Consider the following 14,873-nt stretch of genomic DNA (forward strand, 5'->3'; position numbering starts at 1 on the left):
GGTCGGCGCGGCGACCGGGGTGTTCGTGGCGTCGACCTTCTTCTTTTTCTATCTCCGGGCGAGTGCCCCGCAGGTCAGGCGGGCACTGCCGCGCTACGGGTGATCGGAAGAATGTAGCGGCGGGCGTATTCGGCCACCTCCGCCTTGCTCTGCAGGGCCGGTCCAGAGTGGGGTGCCAGCAGTAGCGAGTGTGCGATCCGCACCAGTACCTCGGCGAGTGCGACGGGGTCGGCGATGGTGAGGCCGTCGGCCTTGGCGGCTCGCCGCATGTTCTCCGCGCCGAACGCGATCGCCATGTCGATGGACGGGCCCGCGGCAGTGGTCAAGAAGGGCAGCACCACTTCCGGTTCGGTCGCCAACTCCCGCGCCATGAGTGGGTGGCTGCGGACGCACCACAAGATTCCGGTGAAGCCGCAGACGACCTTGTCGTCGAAGGAGTCCAGCTGGCTCGCTTCCTCGTACACGTCGGTGAAGAGCCGTCTGAACTCGGTCATCACGGCCGTGAGGAGTAGCTCGTTCTTTGCTGGCCAGCGCCGGTACACCGTCATGTGCGAGACGCTTGCGTACTTGGCGACCTGCTCGACGGTCGCGCGCTTCACGCCGAAGTCGACGAGAACCCGCAGGGCCGCGTCGAGAATCGCGACGCCTGTGCGGTCGGGCTCTTGATCGTCGGCCAAGGCCGTGGTCCTTCGATAGTTAACGTGTTACGCGGTTGCTAACAGCGAGTATGTCACGGCGTCGCGCCGATCCGACGGTACGCATCGGTGCCATCCGGAGGGACTTCTGCACAGGCAAGTTGACAGCACCGTTGTTATGCTGTTACTGGTAACTTAACATGCGCACGTTCAAGGTCGGGGAGGACCGAATGCGATCACGGTTGATGAGTCAGTCCGGTGACGGCACGCGACTGACGGGCGGGCGGGCGTGAAGAACCTGATCCGAGATCGCTTCACTATCGCCGTCGTGGCCGGCCTCATCGCCATCATTGGCGTGGTCGCCTTCTACTATCCGATTCAGCTCAGCGCCTACGACCCATGGGGGATGAAGATTCCCTGCGGCACCGCGATGTCACCGGACGTCGACCAAGCGGTCGAAGCCGACATGTACACCGCGAACCCGCCAGTCAAGGCAGCCTCGTCGGGGCCCACCGACTATGCGGCGGAATGCAACCAGGCCGTCTGGATCCGGCGGGGCTGGTCGGTGCCCCTGACCCTGGCCGGTGTGATCGTGGTGGGCGTGATTGCGCTGGGCCGCCGGCCGCAGTCTCAAACCCAGGCTCGCGAAGCGGTATCCAAGGAGTGAACCACAGCGCAGTCGACGGTCAGGTGATTCCCGCCGCAGCCGGGAACTTCGACGGATAGGCTCCGCAGCAGCACGCCAGGCACCGTCGATTCACGATGCGAACTTGCCTCCTTGCTCGAAAGAGGTGGACTCATTTGGTCGAGGCGGTGTCGGCAGCTCGGATGAGTCCCGATCGTCTGATCAGGCGCAGCCTCGGTATGCTCGGCGCCGTCCGTGGCCTGATCGTGGTCCTGCTCGTCGTCGGCGTGATCGCGTCCGCGTTGCCCTACGTCTCGGCTGCGGCATTCGGGCCCATGATGCAGGTCGTCGCCGACGCGGGTATGAGCGGAAACCTGAGCGGGGTATGGGATTTGCGCGGCCCACTGGTCGCCCGTGAGAACGGTGTGCTCAGCGGGGTGGCCGGCTCGGTGCCCTTCGCGGTGCTCTTGGCGACGTGGGCGGTCTCGCTGTTGCTGGCGCAGTTGATGTATCTGGTGAACGCCTGGGTGGGGACCAAGGTCGAGAAGGTGCTCGTCACCGACATCCGGCAGCGCGTCCACGATCACCTCCAGACACTGTCGCTGGACTTCTTCACGGCTTCGCGCAGTGGTGCGCTGATGCAGCGTGTCACGGTGGAATCCACTGGTGTGCAACGGCTTCTGACCAGCTGCCTGCTGCCGCCGCTGATCGATACCGTCGTCCTTCTGGTGGCGGTTTCCTATCTGGTGGCGCTGTCGTGGCAGATGACGGTTGCCGCGCTCGTCCTCACGCCGTTGGCCCTATTGGTGCTGAAGTACGCGGGCCGCCACGTCCAGGCGGCAGTGCGACGGACGATGGACGAGGACCGCGCCATGGGTGCGGAACTGGAACAAACCATCAACGGGATCTCTGAGATCCAGCTGTTCAACGCCCAGTCCGTGCGCAGCAAGCGTTTTCGCGAAGTGTCGGACCGCGCAGCCGAGAGTGACGCGTCGACCGTGATGTGGATGCAGGCCACCGCGAACGGATCTCAGGTGTTCATCGCCCTGAGCACCGTCGTGGTGTTGCTGGTCGGTATCGGATTCAGCTCGAGCTTCGGCCTCACGTTCGCAAGCTTGATGGTCTTCGCCGGAATGGTCCCGACGATGTTCGGTGCGGCGCAACGGGTCATGGGCGCGTACACCACGTACCAGTCGGTCTCGCCCAGCGCTGCCTCGACGTACGAGTTGCTCGACACCCGCCCGACGGTTCAGGAGCACGCGACCGCAGCCGCACTCGGCGAGGTGCATGGCAATCTCGTGTTCGAGGACGTGGCCTTCGGCTACGCCGCAGGGCAGATGGTGCTGGACGGGATCTCGTTCTCCATCAAGGAGGGTGAGACGGTGGCCCTGGTCGGTGGCATCGGGTCGGGAAAGTCGACGGTGTACAACCTGCTCCTGCGATTCCTGGACCCGCAGCGGGGCAGGATTCTGCTCGACGGCCGCCCGATCACGGAGGTCACCATCGCCTCGCTGCGCGGCCAGGTGTCCAAGCTCGCCCAGTTCCCCTTCTTCACCAAGGACACCATCCGCGAGAACATCCGACTGGCACGGCCGGAGGCAACTGACGCAGACATCGAAGCCGCGTCCGAGAACGCCAACGTCCACTCCGTCATCGTCGACCCGACGAAGATGCACGACGGGTACGACACCGTGGTGGACGTGCAGGTCCCGTCAGGCGGTCAGAAGCGACTGATTGCGTTGGCGCGCTGCCTGTTACGCGAACCGGAGGTGCTACTGCTCGACGAGCCGACCGAGAACCTCGACGCCGACCAGCGGGCCAGGTTGACAAATGTGATCCGCGGCTACGCGAAGGGCCGCACGTGTCTGGTGATCAGTCACGACATGGACTTCATCGCCGCCGTTGCCGATCGCATCTTGGTCATCGAGCACGGACGCATCGCGCAGCAGGGCGACCACAGGACGCTGATCGCGGAGGGCGGGCTCTACAAGCGGTTATACGAGGCGCAGAACGTGGATCCCGACTTGGTCTATCCGGCTACAGCGCCGTGACGGTTCCGGTCAGGTGCGGGTAGCCCTTCGACAGGTTCCGCAGTGACAGGTCCCAGCCGTCTTCGGTCCGATCGGCGTAGAGGCCTGCCCGCGCAGGCAGCAGCACCGGCTTGCCGAACCGCCAAGATCATCGAGTCTGTGCAGGAGTTGTTCTGGGAGCGCTGGGTAGACGAGATATCGCTGCGCGACGTCGCCCATTGCTGATAGCGGCGCGGAGGCGCCGGAAGTCGTGATAGTTACGGGCATGCGCAGAAAACTGTTGTCGGCGATCGCCGGACAGCTCGGTCGTCCACACGGTCGCCTCAACCGAGTCGTCGCCATTGCGCTCAACCGGGGGAACCGACCCGCGGTGGCCGCGGCCGTGCGGGCGTCGGCCGCCGCGCCGGGTGACGTGGTGGCCGACATCGGCTTCGGTGGCGGCGTCGGCCTTTCGATGCTGCTGGATCGCGTCGGCGCCGGCGGCGTCGTCCACGGAATCGAGATCTCCCGCGAGATGCTCGACCGAGCCAGGGCACGCAACATCCGGCACCGGGCCGCTGGTCAACTGCGGCTGTCGGAGGGCTCGATCACGGCGCTCCCGCTGCCGGACCACTGCCTGGACGCCGCCATCACCGTCAACACCATCTACTTCGTCGCAGACCTCGACGAGGCCTGCTCCGAGCTGGCGCGCGTCCTGCGTCCCGGCGGGCGCCTCGTCGTCGGCATCGGCGACCCGGAGGCCATGGCGCGGCTGCCGTTCACCGGCTACGGATTCATCCTCCGACCCGTCGACGACGTGATTGCCGCCCTGCGCACGGCCGGTTTCGACCTGACGGACCACCAGCACCTCGACGACATTGCGATCCCGCACCATCTACTCGTCGTCACTCGCTCGGCCGAAGGCCTCGCATGATGCGACACCAAGCTCTACCGAAACGATCTCGGTCGCCGTAGTCGCCAACATCGTCGCCTGCGCGCTGCAAGTGCATCCAGTGGCATGATCGCCATCGTGACATTCACCTTCGGCCTCGGGTACGGCACCTGGCTGGGATGGCGATTCGCCAAGGCGGACAACAAGATCAACGATGATCTGACGAACTTCACGGAGTCGGCCCGGGTCGTCAGCGGTCTCGCGCGAAGACATGCGGGATAGCTCAGTTGGGTGTTGAACGCCAGGTTCGACGCGAACTTCGTGCTGCCCTCAGCCCACGGCGCGGATCGACCCCGTCAGGTGCGGGTAACCCTTGCTGAGGTTGCGCAGTGTCAGGTCCCAGCCGTCGGCGGTCCGGTCGACGTAGAGGCCTGCCCGCGCAGGCAGCAGCACCGGCTTGCCGAACCGCACCGCGTACTCGACGGCGTCGGGAAGCTGGCCCTCGATGTTCGCCAGAACTGCTGCAGCGCTAAACATTCCGTGCGCGATGACGGTGGGGAAGCCGAACAACTTGGCCCCGATCGCGTTGGTGTGGATCGGGTTGTGATCCCCTCCGACCGACGCGTAGCGGCGGATCTGGCCAGGCGTGATGCGCAACACCGCGTTCGGCGGTGGTAGCTTCGCCTGCTTCTTCTGCTCCGGCTTGGGTTCGCCGGACAGGCTGGTCCGCTGCTGATGCAGGAACGTCGTCACCTGGTGCCACGCGGTGTCGTTGCCGACCTTGATGTCCGTCACCAGGTCGACCAACAGACCCTTCCGGTGTTCGCGGAGGTTCTCCGCGTGCACGGCCACGTCGACGATATCGGTGACCGAGATCGGCTGGTACTGCGTGATGCGGTTCTCGACGTGTACCGAACCCATTGCGGCGAAGGGAAAGTCGAAACCACTCACCAACGCCATCACCGAGGAGAAGGTCAGCGCGAACGGATAGGTCAGCGGCACGGTGTCGCCGAACCGCAGCCCGGTGACCGCGGCGTACTCGGCGACGTTGGTCGGGTCGATGGCCAACCCGTCGACGGCCACCGTGCGATCGGGCAGAGCGCCATTGCGCGGGACGAACGGCAACGCTCCCGCTGCCGCCCTGACCAGGTTCAGCAATCCATTGGGTTGACCCTCTGTGCGTTGCGCCACGATGTTCACCATAGTTCTTAGGCCCCGAGCAGGGCCTGGCCGCACACCCGAATCGTGTTGCCAGTAACCGCGTTGGACGCCGGGCTGGCGAAGTAGGCGATGGCCTCGGCCACGTCGACCGGCAGACCACCCTGGAACAGCGAGTTGAGCCGTCGGCCCGCCTCTCGGGTGGCCAGCGGAATGGCCTCGGTCATCTTGGTCTCGATGAAGCCGGGGGCGATCGCGTTGATGGTGATGCCCTTCTCGGCCAACTCGGGCGCCAGCGCCTGCGTCATGCCGATCATGCCTGCCTTGGTGGCGGCGTAGTTGGTCTGACCACGGTTGCCCGCGATACCCGCCATCGACGACAACCCGACGATGCGGCCACCCTCGCCGAGGACGCCGTCGGCCACCAGGCCCTGCGCGAGGCGTTGCGGGGCAAGCAGATTCACCGCGATGACCGAGTCCCAGCGGGCGTCGTCCATGTTGGCAAGCAGCTTGTCGCGGGTGATGCCAGCGTTGTTGACCAGAATGTCGGCCTTGCCCGAGTGATGCTCGGACAAGTGGGCAGCGATCTTCTCGACTGCATCGGGCGCCGTCACGTCGAGCGTCAGGGCCGTCCCACCGACCTTGGTCGCCGTCTCCGACAGCGCTTCGGCCGCTTGTTCCACGTCGATCAGCACCACCTTGGCGCCGTCGCGCGCGAACACCTTGGCGATCTCGGCGCCGATGCCCCGCGCCGCACCGGTGACCAGTGCGACCTTGCCGTCGAGCGGCTTGTCCCAATCCGCGGGCGGCACCGAATCGGCGGCACCGACGTAGAACACCTGCCCATCGACGTAGGCCGACTTCGCCGACAGCAGGAACCGCACGGTGGATTCCAACCCGGTGGCGGCGGGCTTCGCGTCAGGCGACACGTAGACCAGGCCGATCGTGGCGCCGCGCTGCAGCTCCTTGCCCAGTGAGCGGGTGAAGCCCTCGAGCGCGCGCTGCGCGATCCGCTCGTCGACGGTCGCGGCCTGCTCCGGGGTGGTGCCGACCACGACGATGCGGCCGCTGGCGCCGACGTTGCGCAACAGCGGGGTGAAGAACTCGTGCAGCGCCTTGAGGCCCTCGGGGGTGGTGATGCCGGTCGCGTCGAACAGCAGCCCGCCAAACGAATCGGCCCAGCGGCCGCCGAGGTTGTCGCCGACGAGCTGGTAGTCCTCGGCCAGCGCGGCGCGCAGCGGCTCGGCGATGCGGCCGTCGCCGCCGATCAGCAGCGACCCGGCCAGCGGGGGATCGCCCGCCCGGTAACGACGCAGGTCCTGGGGCTGGGGTACGCCCAGTTGCCTGGCCAGGAAGGATCCCGGCCCGGAGTTGACGACTTGTGAGAACAGGTCGGTAGCCACTGCGTTGCCTTTCAAAGCGGATCGATACTCTTGTGTCGAATACCTAACTTACTCCAGAGTAAGAAGGGTGGGTAGTATGACCCCTATGTCTGACAACAAGGCTGCCCGACGGGTAGCAATCCTCGGCGGAAACCGGATCCCGTTCGCCCGCTCGGACAGCGCCTACGCCAATGCGTCCAACCAGGACATGTTCACTGCGGCGCTGACCGGGCTCATCGATCGGTTCAACCTGAGCGGAGAGCGACTCGGTGCGGTGGTCGGCGGTGCCGTGCTCAAGCACAGCCGCGACTTCAACCTGATGCGCGAGTCCGTGCTCGGAACATCGCTCAACCCGCACACCCCGGCCTACGACCTGCAGCAGGCCTGCGGGACGGGCCTCCAGTCCACCATCGCCGTCGCCAACGGCATCGCCCTCGGTCAGTACGACTCGGGCGTCGCAGGCGGCGTTGACACCACCTCCGATGCGCCCATCGCGTTCGGTGACGATCTGCGCCGCGTCCTGCTCGGGCTGCGGCGCGCGAAGTCGAACGTCGACCGGCTCAAGCTGGTCGGCAAGTTGCCCGCAGCGCTCGGCGTCGAGATCCCCACCAACGGCGAGCCGCGCACCGGTCTGTCGATGGGTGACCACGCCGCCATCACGGCCAAGAAGATGGGCGTCAAGCGCGTCGACCAGGACGAATTGGCCGCCGCCAGCCACCAGAACATGGCCGCCGCTTACGACCGCGGCTTCTTCGACGACCTCGTCACACCGTTCCTCGGGCTGTACCGCGACAATAACCTCAGGGCCGACTCCACCCCAGAAAAGTTGGGGAAGTTGCGACCCGTGTTCGGCGTGAAGAACGGCGACGCCACGATGACCGCGGGCAACTCGACGCCGCTGACCGATGGCGCTTCGGTGGCGTTGCTCTCGACCGAGGAGTGGGCCGCCGAGCGCAAACTGCCGGTGCTTGCCTACTTCGTCGACGGCGAGACCGCGGCGGTGGACTACGTCAACGGTGACGACGGGCTCCTGATGGCGCCGACCTACGCGGTGCCCCGTCTGCTGGCCCGCAACGGCCTGACCCTTCAGGACTTCGACTACTACGAGATCCACGAGGCGTTCGCGTCGGTGGTGCTGGCGACGCTAGCGGCGTGGGAGTCCGAGGAGTACTGCAAGGAGCGCCTCGGCCTGGACAGTGCACTGGGCAGCATCGACAGGGCCAAGCTCAACGTCAACGGATCGTCGCTTGCGGCCGGGCACCCGTTCGCCGCGACCGGCGGCCGGATCGTGGCTCAGCTGGCCAAGCAGTTGGCGGAGAAGAAGGCTCGCTCGGATGGGGACGTGGCACGCCCAGTGCGTGGCCTGATCTCCATCTGCGCAGCTGGCGGCCAGGGCGTCACGGCCATTCTCGAGGCCTAGAAAGAAAGTTTGCGATCGGTGTAACGCCCCGGCAGGGGGCGCCGATGAAGTGTGTAGCTCCGTGTTGCCGTCTGACCCCCCGACCCGACGGCAACACGGGGCACTTACTTTTCCCGGCTAGCCCGCAGCCGGTTGATCCTTCGTGGCCTTGACCGGACCCGAGCTCGCAGGCGGCTGGAACAGGCTGCCAGCCAGACTGCCGCGCGCGGTCCGGACCGCGACCAAGCCCCAGGTGCCCAGCAGCCCGGCATAGGCGATCACGGCCGCGATCCGGAACGCGGGCAACCCCGTGTGGATGGCCAGCTGGGTGGTCCCAGTGACGAAGGTCCCCACCGGGAACGTCAGGCTCCACCAGGTCAGTGCAAACGGCATGCCTCGTCGGAGCGTGCGCACCGTCAAAGAGGTGGCCAGTGCGATCCACAGCACGCTGAAGCCCCACACCGGGACGCCGAACAGGATCGCGAAGATGCTCATGCCCTCAGCGAGCCCCGTGAGGTCCGTCGGTAGGGCAATGGCGGCGTTCGTCCCGAGCAGTCCCGCGACGGTCATGCCCTGGCCCAGCGGGCCAAGCACGATCCACAGCGTGGGCACCCTGGCCGTGCCGGACGTTCCGTAGTGCGCCAACCTGCTCCAGATCATCGAGATGATGATCAGCGCCGCGATCAGCGACAGCCCGAACATCGCGTAGCAGCCGTAGAGCATGGTTGTGCGCCCCGTACCGGGTGCCATGTGCGGGATCAGCAGGGCACCTGCCGCAGCCGACACCATCGGCGGCACCACCGGCATCAGCCAGCCGCCGAAGGCCGCATCGGGTGCGACGTTCAACTCGGTGAACATCAGATACGGAATGGTCAGGGCGGTGAAGAGGCCGCCGACGGTGCCCGCCGTCCAGAGCACCCAGTCGATGTCGACGGCGAGGCGCGCGCCGATCAGATCCTTGCCGACGAGGATCGCCCCTGACCCGACGGTCAGCAGCGCCATCGGCGCCGCTCCGTAGAAGTGGGCCATCTGCGGGTTGTGCGCGTGGCTGCGGGCCACTGTCGGGTGCCGGAACCACTGAGCGGTCACCGCGATGACGAGGATCACCAGCAGTACCGCCGCGACCACCCAGACGACCCGGGAAAACACGTGCAATCCGGGTATCCGCATCGGCAGCGTCGCCCCTGCCGTCGCGACGATCCCGGTGCCCATCACCGACGCGAACCAGTTCGGGCCGAAGTTCCCAAGCCGGGTCTGAGTGGTCGTCATCGCCGCTCATCGTTACACGGACGGACGTGCTTCGATGGAGCCATGCGAATCAGCATCAACCTTGCCAGCGCTGTCGGTGCATCGCCGATCGACTCCACGGTGGAAGCCCTTGCCAAATTGCGCGACGAGGGTTTCCGGCGGGTCTGGATGGCTCAGATGCCGTTCGACGGCGACCTCCTGACCGTGTTGGCCGTGGCCCTGCGCGAGGTCGACACCGTCGAGGTGGGCTCCGCGGTGCTACCGATCCAGAACCAGCACCCGATGCTGCTCGCCCAGCGCGCCCTGACGCTGAACAAGATCGCGGGCGGCCGGTTCCTTCTTGGCCTCGGCATGACACATCAGGCGGTCACCGAGGCAATGTGGGGAATCCCCTACGACAAGTCGTTGCGCCGCATGCGCGAATACCTCGATGCGCTCCAGCCGCTGCTGGCCGGGGAGCCGGTCAACGCGGTCGGTGAGACGGTGACGGCGCGTGGGGCGCTTCAGATCACCGACGCCCCGACACCCGACGTTTACCTCGCCGCGCTCGGGCCTCAGATGCTGAAGGTGGCGGGCAGGCGCACGGCCGGTACGTTGACGTGGATGTGCGGACCCAAGACGTTGGGTGAGCACATCGGGCCGACGATTCGCGCTGCGGCCGCAGAGGCAGGACGGCCGGAGGATGCGGTTGCGGTGGTGGCGGGGCTGCCGATCTGCGTCACCGACGATGTCGACGGCGCACGAGCGCAGGCCGCCGAGCAGTTCGCGTTGTACGGAACGCTGCCCGCCTATCGCGCGATGCTCGACCGGGAGGGCTACGCGAACCCCGAGGACGCAGCGATCATCGGCGACGAGAAGACCGTGTCCGAGCGCCTCGACGAATTGGGTGCGCTCGGTGTCGACGAGTTCTCCGCCGTGGTCTTCGATGCATCCCCTGAGGTGCGCGAACGCACCCGCGCCCTGCTGCTCTCGAAGGACTCCTGAGCGCCCAAAATTTCTTCTGGTATGACCGCAGTCACAGGCGTACGATCGATCGCACGACGGGTTCGGGAGTGACCAGTCCGAAGTGCCGGCCAAGAGGCGAAAGCCGGACGCGCGAGAACTAATGTGACGCCCTCATGTGTCCTCCCGAACCCGCCTTCATGTCTTCATCTGGTGTAGCTAGCCACACCAGTCATTCGCCGGGCTACACCATGGATCGTGGGTACGACGGCGGGCCACGATGGGACACGTGACCATTACCGCCGCGCCGCCCACCGAATTCGATTGGACCAACACGCTGCGCACCCCGCTGCGCAAGCCGGCGTGGCAGACCTACCTGTACTTCCTGCTGATCAGCGTCCTCGCGATCGTCGGGGTCGTCTTCCTCTTCTGCGTCGGTCTCGCGTCTGGACTGCTGATGGTCACACTCGTCGGCATACCCCTGCTGGCATTGGTGGTGCTGAGCGGCCGGGCGTGGAACCGGTTGTACCGTTCGCTCGCCCGGCTGACGGGAACCGAGATCGATGCCCCGCCGCCGTTCGTCCGGCCTGCCGGCCGATTGCAGTCGGTGGTGGCCGCCCTGACCGATGCCGTGGGGTGGCGCAGCCTTGGATTCCTCGCACTGCACTCCGTGCTGATGACCCCGATCGGCTACGTCGTCATCGTCGGTGTCGCGATGTCGGCGGTGCTGGTGACATCGCCCGTCGTGTGGTTGATCTCAGACGAGCCGTTCGTCACCCTTGGCGAGCCCGTTGACTCGCTGGGTGGCTACCTGCTGCTCTCGATCGGCGGTGTCGTCGCGCTGTACCTGCTGGGTTGGGTGATGTGGGGTCTCAGTCGCGGCCACGTGTGGCTGGCCAATGCGCTGTTGGGTCCGACCGACCGCGAGCGTCGCATGGTGCAGCTGGAAAGGGCTCGCGCCGATGCCGTCGACGATTCCGCAGCCACCTTGCGCCGCGTGGAACGCGACCTGCACGACGGCACCCAGGCCCGGCTGATCACCGTGGCGATGGCGCTGGCGCGCGCCGAGGAGCAACTCGCGACGTCATCCGATGCGCCCCTGGCCCGCGAACTGGTGTCCGGCGCACTGGCCAACACCAAGGACACGTTGGTCGAGCTGCGTGACCTGGTTCGCGGAATCCGGCCGCCCGCACTCGATCTCGGCCTGGGACCGGCGATCCAGACCCTTGCGGCGCGCAACCCGATCCCCGTCGATGTTGCCGTCGACCTTCCGGCGCGACCGTCGATCGGCGTCGAGACCATGGCCTACTTCTGCGTGGCAGAACTGCTGGCCAACGCGTCGCGGCACTCCGGTGCCAGCCAGATCGCCGTGCGGATCGGCGGCGACACCGCCGAGCTGCGAATCACCGTGGAGGACAATGGCTCCGGCGGCGCACAGGTGGGCAACGGATCCGGGCTGATCGGCTTGCGGGACCGGCTCGCCATGCTCGACGGTCGGTTGGAGATCGACAGCCCGGCGGGCGGCCCAACCGTGGTGACCGTCGTGGTGCCGCCGGGTGCCGGCCAGTGACACGCCTCGTCATCGCGGAGGACAGTGCCATCCTGCGCGAAGGGCTGGTGCAACTGCTCGTCGAACGGGGCCACGAGGTGGTCGCGAACGTCGGCACCGCAGGCGAATTGATCGACGCAGTGGCCGAATTCGCGCCCGAGGTGGTCATCGTCGACATCCGCATGCCACCGAGCTTCACCGACGAGGGCTTGGTGGCTGCGGTGTCGCTCCGCCGGTCGCATCCCGACGTCGGCGTGCTGGTGTTCTCCCAGTGGGTGGAGACCCGGTACGCCACCGAGCTGCTGGCCAACCAGCCGGAAGGCGTTGGCTACCTGCTGAAGGACCGGGTGACCGACATCGGCGAGTTCGACGCCGCAGTGCGCCGCGTCGCGGCGGGTGGCACCGCGCTGGACCCCGAGGTGGTGCGCCAGCTGATGGGCAGCCGCAGCAAGTCCGCCAGCTTGGACCGGTTGACCCCGCGCGAACACGAGGTGCTGTCGTTGATGGCCGAAGGTCATTCCAACAGCGCGCTGGCGCAACATCTTTCGATCACCGAGCGTGCGGTCGAGAAGCACGTCTCGGCCATCTTCGCCAAGCTGGACCTGCCACCGTCGCAGGCCCATCACCGCCGCGTGCTCGCGGTGGTGACGTACCTCGACTCTTGACCGTCAATGCGTGCGTGAATACTGTCCCGGTGGCAATTTCCAAGACAGAATCGCACGTGTATCCGGGTAACTACGACAACGTCTTTCGCGCAGTGTGCGATACCGCGCAGGCCGAGGCGATGACGGTGAGCGTTGCTGATCCTGGCTCGGGCTTCGTCAAGATGTCGTCCGGCGCGAACCTGGCGACCTGGGGTGAGAACCTCGAGGTCAGGCTCCGGGCGGTCGCTGCCGACGCCGTCGAGGTCACCGTCACGTCGGCCCTGAAGTTCGGCCTCGTCGACTGGGGCAAGAACTCCACGAATGTCGAACGGGTGTTCCGCCGCCTCTCGGAGCGTCTCGCCGCCCCGTCCGGGCCTACCGGCTCTTGGCAGCGCGACCCGTCGGGGCGCCACCAGCTGCGCTGGTGGGACGGCGGCCGATGGACCGAGAACGTCAGCGACGGCGGCAGGCCAGGAGTCGACGCCCTCTGAACCGCAAAATGCCCCCGGGGTCTGCGGGGGCATTTTGGTTCGAGATGGTTTAGAAGGACGCCTCGTCCAGCTCCATCACTTCGTTGTCGATGGTGTCGATCACCAGGCGGGTGCTGGTCAGCAGCGGCAGGAAGTTCTTCGCGAAGAACGACGCCGTTGCGATCTTGCCGTCGTAGAAGTTGCGGTCATCGCCGGTTGCGCCGTTGTCGAGCGCTGCGATGGCCACGGCCGACTGCTCAAGCAGGAGCCAGCCGAGAACCAGGTCGCCGACGCTCATCAGGAAGCGCACCGAGCCAAGGCCCACCTTGTAGATGTTCGCCGCATCCTCCTGCGCCGACATCAGGTAGCCGGTCAGCGTCGCCGCCATGCCCTGCACGTCTGCCAGCGCGGTCGCCAGCAGCTCGCGCTCGGCCTTCAGCCGGCCGTTGCCCGATTCGTTCTTGATGAACTGCTCGATCTGGCCCGCTACGTAGGCAAGGGCAACACCCTTGTCGCGCACGATCTTCCGGAAGAAGAAGTCCTGCGCCTGGATGGCCGTGGTGCCCTCGTAGAGCGAGTCGATCTTCGCGTCGCGGATGTACTGCTCGATCGGGTAGTCCTGCAGGAAGCCGGAGCCACCGTAGGTCTGCAGGCTCTCGGTGAGCTTCGCGTAGGCCTGCTCGGAGCCGACACCCTTGACGACGGGCAGCAGCAGATCGTTGACCTTGACGGCCAGGTCGGCGTCAATGCCGTGCACGGCCTTGGCAACCTCGGGGTCCTGGAACGTCGCGGTGTAGATGTACAGCGCGCGCAGACCCTCGGCGTAGGACTTCTGGGTCAGCAGGCTGCGACGCACGTCGGGGTGATGCGTGATGGTCACGCGGGGTGCGGCCTTGTCGGTCATCTGCGTGAGGTCAGCACCCTGGACGCGGTTCTTGGCGTAGTCCAGCGCGTTAAGGTATCCGGTCGACAGGGTCGCGATCGCCTTGGTGCCCACCATCATTCGGGCTTGCTCGATGACGTCGAACATCTGCGCGATGCCTTCGTGAACCTCGCCGACCAGCCACCCGACGGCGGGCTTGTCGTGCTGGCCGAGCGAGAGCTCGCAGGTCGTGGAGACCTTGAGCCCCATCTTGTGCTCGACGTTGGTGACGTAGACGCCGTTGCGCTCGCCGGGCTCGCCCGTCTCGAAGTCGAAGAGGAACTTCGGTACGAAGAACAGCGAGAGACCCTTGGTGCCGGGGCCTGCGCCCTCGGGGCGGGCCAGCACCAGGTGGAAGATGTTCTCGAAGAGGTCGCCGGAGTCACCCGAGGTGATGAAGCGCTTCACGCCGTCGATGTGCCAGGAGCCGTCGTCCTGCTTGACGGCCTTGGTGCGGCCAGCGCCGACGTCGGAGCCTGCGTCGGGCTCGGTCAGCACCATGGTGGAGCCCCAGCCGCGCTCGGCGGCCAGCACGGCCCACTTCTTCTGCTCCTCGGTGGCGAGGTGGTAGAAGATGTTCGCGAATCCGGCGCCGCCTGCATACATCCAGACAGCCGGGTTGGCGCCGAGGATGTGCTCGTTGAGCGCCCACATCAGTGCCTTGGGCGTTGGCGTGCCGCCAAGCGCCTCGTCGAGACCGACCCGGTCCCAACCGGCGTCGAGCACGGCGCGCACAGACTTCTTGAAGGCCTCGGGCAGCGTCACCGAGAAAGTGTTGGGGTCGTAGACCGGGGGGTTGCGGTCACCTTCGGCGAATGATTCGGCGATCGGGCCTGCGGCCAGCCGGCTCATCTCCTCGAGCATCTCGCGAGCGGTGTCGATGTCGAGGTCGCTGAACTGACCTTCGCCGAGCGCCTTGTCGATGCCGAATACCTCGAACAGGTTGAACACCTGGTCACGGACGTTGCTCTTGTAATGGCTCACGATGTCTCCTCGAT

At 66.3% G+C, this 14,873-nt stretch carries 14 protein-coding genes and 1 pseudogene; 9 read left to right on the forward strand and 6 right to left on the reverse strand.

Annotation, left to right across the window (positions count from 1 at the left end; all coding sequences use genetic code 11):
• Positions 1 to 74 precede the first annotated feature (74 nt).
• Positions 75 to 677 (reverse strand): TetR/AcrR family transcriptional regulator, encoded by a 603-nt coding sequence (locus HNP02_RS16875; RefSeq protein WP_184440393.1) that lies wholly within the window; start codon positions 675 to 677, stop codon positions 75 to 77.
• Between the two features lie 286 nt (positions 678 to 963).
• On the opposite strand from HNP02_RS16875, the gene HNP02_RS16880 reads away from it, so the two are divergent.
• Both HNP02_RS16880 and HNP02_RS16885 read left to right on the forward strand, forming a co-directional pair.
• Positions 964 to 1,302, forward strand: coding sequence for a hypothetical protein (locus HNP02_RS16880; RefSeq protein WP_184440395.1), 339 nt, complete (start codon positions 964 to 966; stop codon positions 1,300 to 1,302).
• A 161-nt stretch (positions 1,303 to 1,463) separates the two neighbouring features.
• A complete protein-coding gene (locus HNP02_RS16885) occupies positions 1,464 to 3,311 on the forward strand; it encodes an ABC transporter ATP-binding protein (RefSeq protein ID WP_184440397.1) in 1,848 nt (615 codons plus the stop codon).
• Here the strand turns inward: HNP02_RS16885 and HNP02_RS16890 are convergent.
• Positions 3,298 to 3,438, reverse strand: a pseudogene (locus tag HNP02_RS16890) (dehydratase); the annotation flags it as partial. The gene HNP02_RS16885 and the pseudogene HNP02_RS16890 sit on opposite strands and share 14 nt — an antisense overlap.
• A 117-nt stretch (positions 3,439 to 3,555) precedes the next feature.
• On the opposite strand from HNP02_RS16890, the gene HNP02_RS16895 reads away from it, so the two are divergent.
• Together HNP02_RS16895 and HNP02_RS16900 are read left to right on the forward strand one after the other, a co-directional pair.
• Entirely contained in the window at positions 3,556 to 4,203 is a 648-nt protein-coding gene (locus HNP02_RS16895) for a class I SAM-dependent methyltransferase (RefSeq protein ID WP_184440399.1), read from the forward strand.
• 96 nt (positions 4,204 to 4,299) lie between these two features.
• Positions 4,300 to 4,443, forward strand: a complete 144-nt coding sequence (locus HNP02_RS16900; protein WP_184440401.1) for a hypothetical protein — start codon at positions 4,300 to 4,302, stop codon at positions 4,441 to 4,443.
• A gap of 48 nt (positions 4,444 to 4,491) precedes the next feature.
• On the opposite strand, the gene HNP02_RS16905 is transcribed toward HNP02_RS16900, so the two are convergent.
• Both HNP02_RS16905 and HNP02_RS16910 read right to left on the reverse strand, forming a co-directional pair.
• A complete protein-coding gene (locus HNP02_RS16905) occupies positions 4,492 to 5,352 on the reverse strand; it encodes a MaoC/PaaZ C-terminal domain-containing protein (protein ID WP_309241587.1) in 861 nt (286 codons plus the stop codon).
• 17 nt (positions 5,353 to 5,369) lie between these two features.
• Positions 5,370 to 6,722 carry a 3-oxoacyl-ACP reductase gene (locus HNP02_RS16910; protein WP_184440405.1) on the reverse strand — a complete coding sequence of 451 codons (1,353 nt, stop codon included), beginning with the start codon at positions 6,720 to 6,722 and terminating at the stop codon, positions 5,370 to 5,372.
• A gap of 85 nt (positions 6,723 to 6,807) precedes the next feature.
• On the opposite strand from HNP02_RS16910, the gene HNP02_RS16915 reads away from it, so the two are divergent.
• The gene (locus HNP02_RS16915; protein WP_184440407.1) at positions 6,808 to 8,121 is read left to right on the forward strand and encodes an acetyl-CoA C-acetyltransferase; all 1,314 of its coding nucleotides are present in this window, start codon (positions 6,808 to 6,810) and stop codon (positions 8,119 to 8,121) included.
• 117 nt (positions 8,122 to 8,238) lie between these two features.
• Here the strand turns inward: HNP02_RS16915 and HNP02_RS16920 are convergent, their stop codons facing one another.
• Positions 8,239 to 9,369 (reverse strand): TDT family transporter, encoded by a 1,131-nt coding sequence (locus tag HNP02_RS16920; RefSeq protein ID WP_184440409.1) that lies wholly within the window; start codon positions 9,367 to 9,369, stop codon positions 8,239 to 8,241.
• Positions 9,370 to 9,411: 42 nt separating this feature from the next.
• Between HNP02_RS16920 and HNP02_RS16925 the strand changes: the two genes are divergently transcribed.
• The 4 genes from HNP02_RS16925 to HNP02_RS16940 all read left to right on the forward strand — a co-directional run bounded on the left by HNP02_RS16925 (position 9,412) and on the right by HNP02_RS16940 (position 12,974).
• On the forward strand, positions 9,412 to 10,332 hold the full coding sequence (locus HNP02_RS16925; RefSeq protein WP_184440411.1) for a TIGR03564 family F420-dependent LLM class oxidoreductase: 921 nt from the start codon (positions 9,412 to 9,414) through the stop codon (positions 10,330 to 10,332).
• A gap of 238 nt (positions 10,333 to 10,570) precedes the next feature.
• Positions 10,571 to 11,860 (forward strand): sensor domain-containing protein, encoded by a 1,290-nt coding sequence (locus tag HNP02_RS16930; RefSeq protein ID WP_184440414.1) that lies wholly within the window; start codon positions 10,571 to 10,573, stop codon positions 11,858 to 11,860.
• Entirely contained in the window at positions 11,857 to 12,504 is a 648-nt protein-coding gene (locus HNP02_RS16935; RefSeq protein ID WP_184440417.1) for a response regulator transcription factor, read from the forward strand. Before HNP02_RS16930 ends, HNP02_RS16935 begins: the two co-directional genes overlap by 4 nt.
• Before the next feature lie 29 nt (positions 12,505 to 12,533).
• The gene (locus HNP02_RS16940) at positions 12,534 to 12,974 is read left to right on the forward strand and encodes a DUF2510 domain-containing protein (RefSeq protein WP_309241588.1); all 441 of its coding nucleotides are present in this window, start codon (positions 12,534 to 12,536) and stop codon (positions 12,972 to 12,974) included.
• Positions 12,975 to 13,023: 49 nt separating this feature from the next.
• Here HNP02_RS16940 and HNP02_RS16945 read toward each other — a convergent pair whose 3' ends face one another.
• Positions 13,024 to 14,859 (reverse strand): acyl-CoA dehydrogenase, encoded by a 1,836-nt coding sequence (locus HNP02_RS16945; protein WP_184440419.1) that lies wholly within the window; start codon positions 14,857 to 14,859, stop codon positions 13,024 to 13,026.
• Positions 14,860 to 14,873: the final 14 nt, after the last annotated feature.

Source organism: Mycobacterium sp. AZCC_0083 (assembly GCF_014202335.1).
In the GTDB taxonomy this organism is placed as follows: domain Bacteria; phylum Actinomycetota; class Actinomycetes; order Mycobacteriales; family Mycobacteriaceae; genus Mycobacterium.

Coding starts and splice junctions, on each gene's coding strand:
- HNP02_RS16885 (WP_184440397.1), top strand. CDS start 1,464: ATGAGTCCCGATCGTCTGATCAGGCGCAGCCTCGGTATGCTCGGCGCC.
- HNP02_RS16895 (WP_184440399.1), top strand. CDS start 3,556: ATGCGCAGAAAACTGTTGTCGGCGATCGCCGGACAGCTCGGTCGTCCA.
- HNP02_RS16915 (WP_184440407.1), top strand. CDS start 6,808: ATGTCTGACAACAAGGCTGCCCGACGGGTAGCAATCCTCGGCGGAAAC.
- HNP02_RS16920 (WP_184440409.1), bottom strand. CDS start 9,369: ATGACGACCACTCAGACCCGGCTTGGGAACTTCGGCCCGAACTGGTTC.
- HNP02_RS16925 (WP_184440411.1), top strand. CDS start 9,412: ATGCGAATCAGCATCAACCTTGCCAGCGCTGTCGGTGCATCGCCGATC.
- HNP02_RS16930 (WP_184440414.1), top strand. CDS start 10,571: ATGGGACACGTGACCATTACCGCCGCGCCGCCCACCGAATTCGATTGG.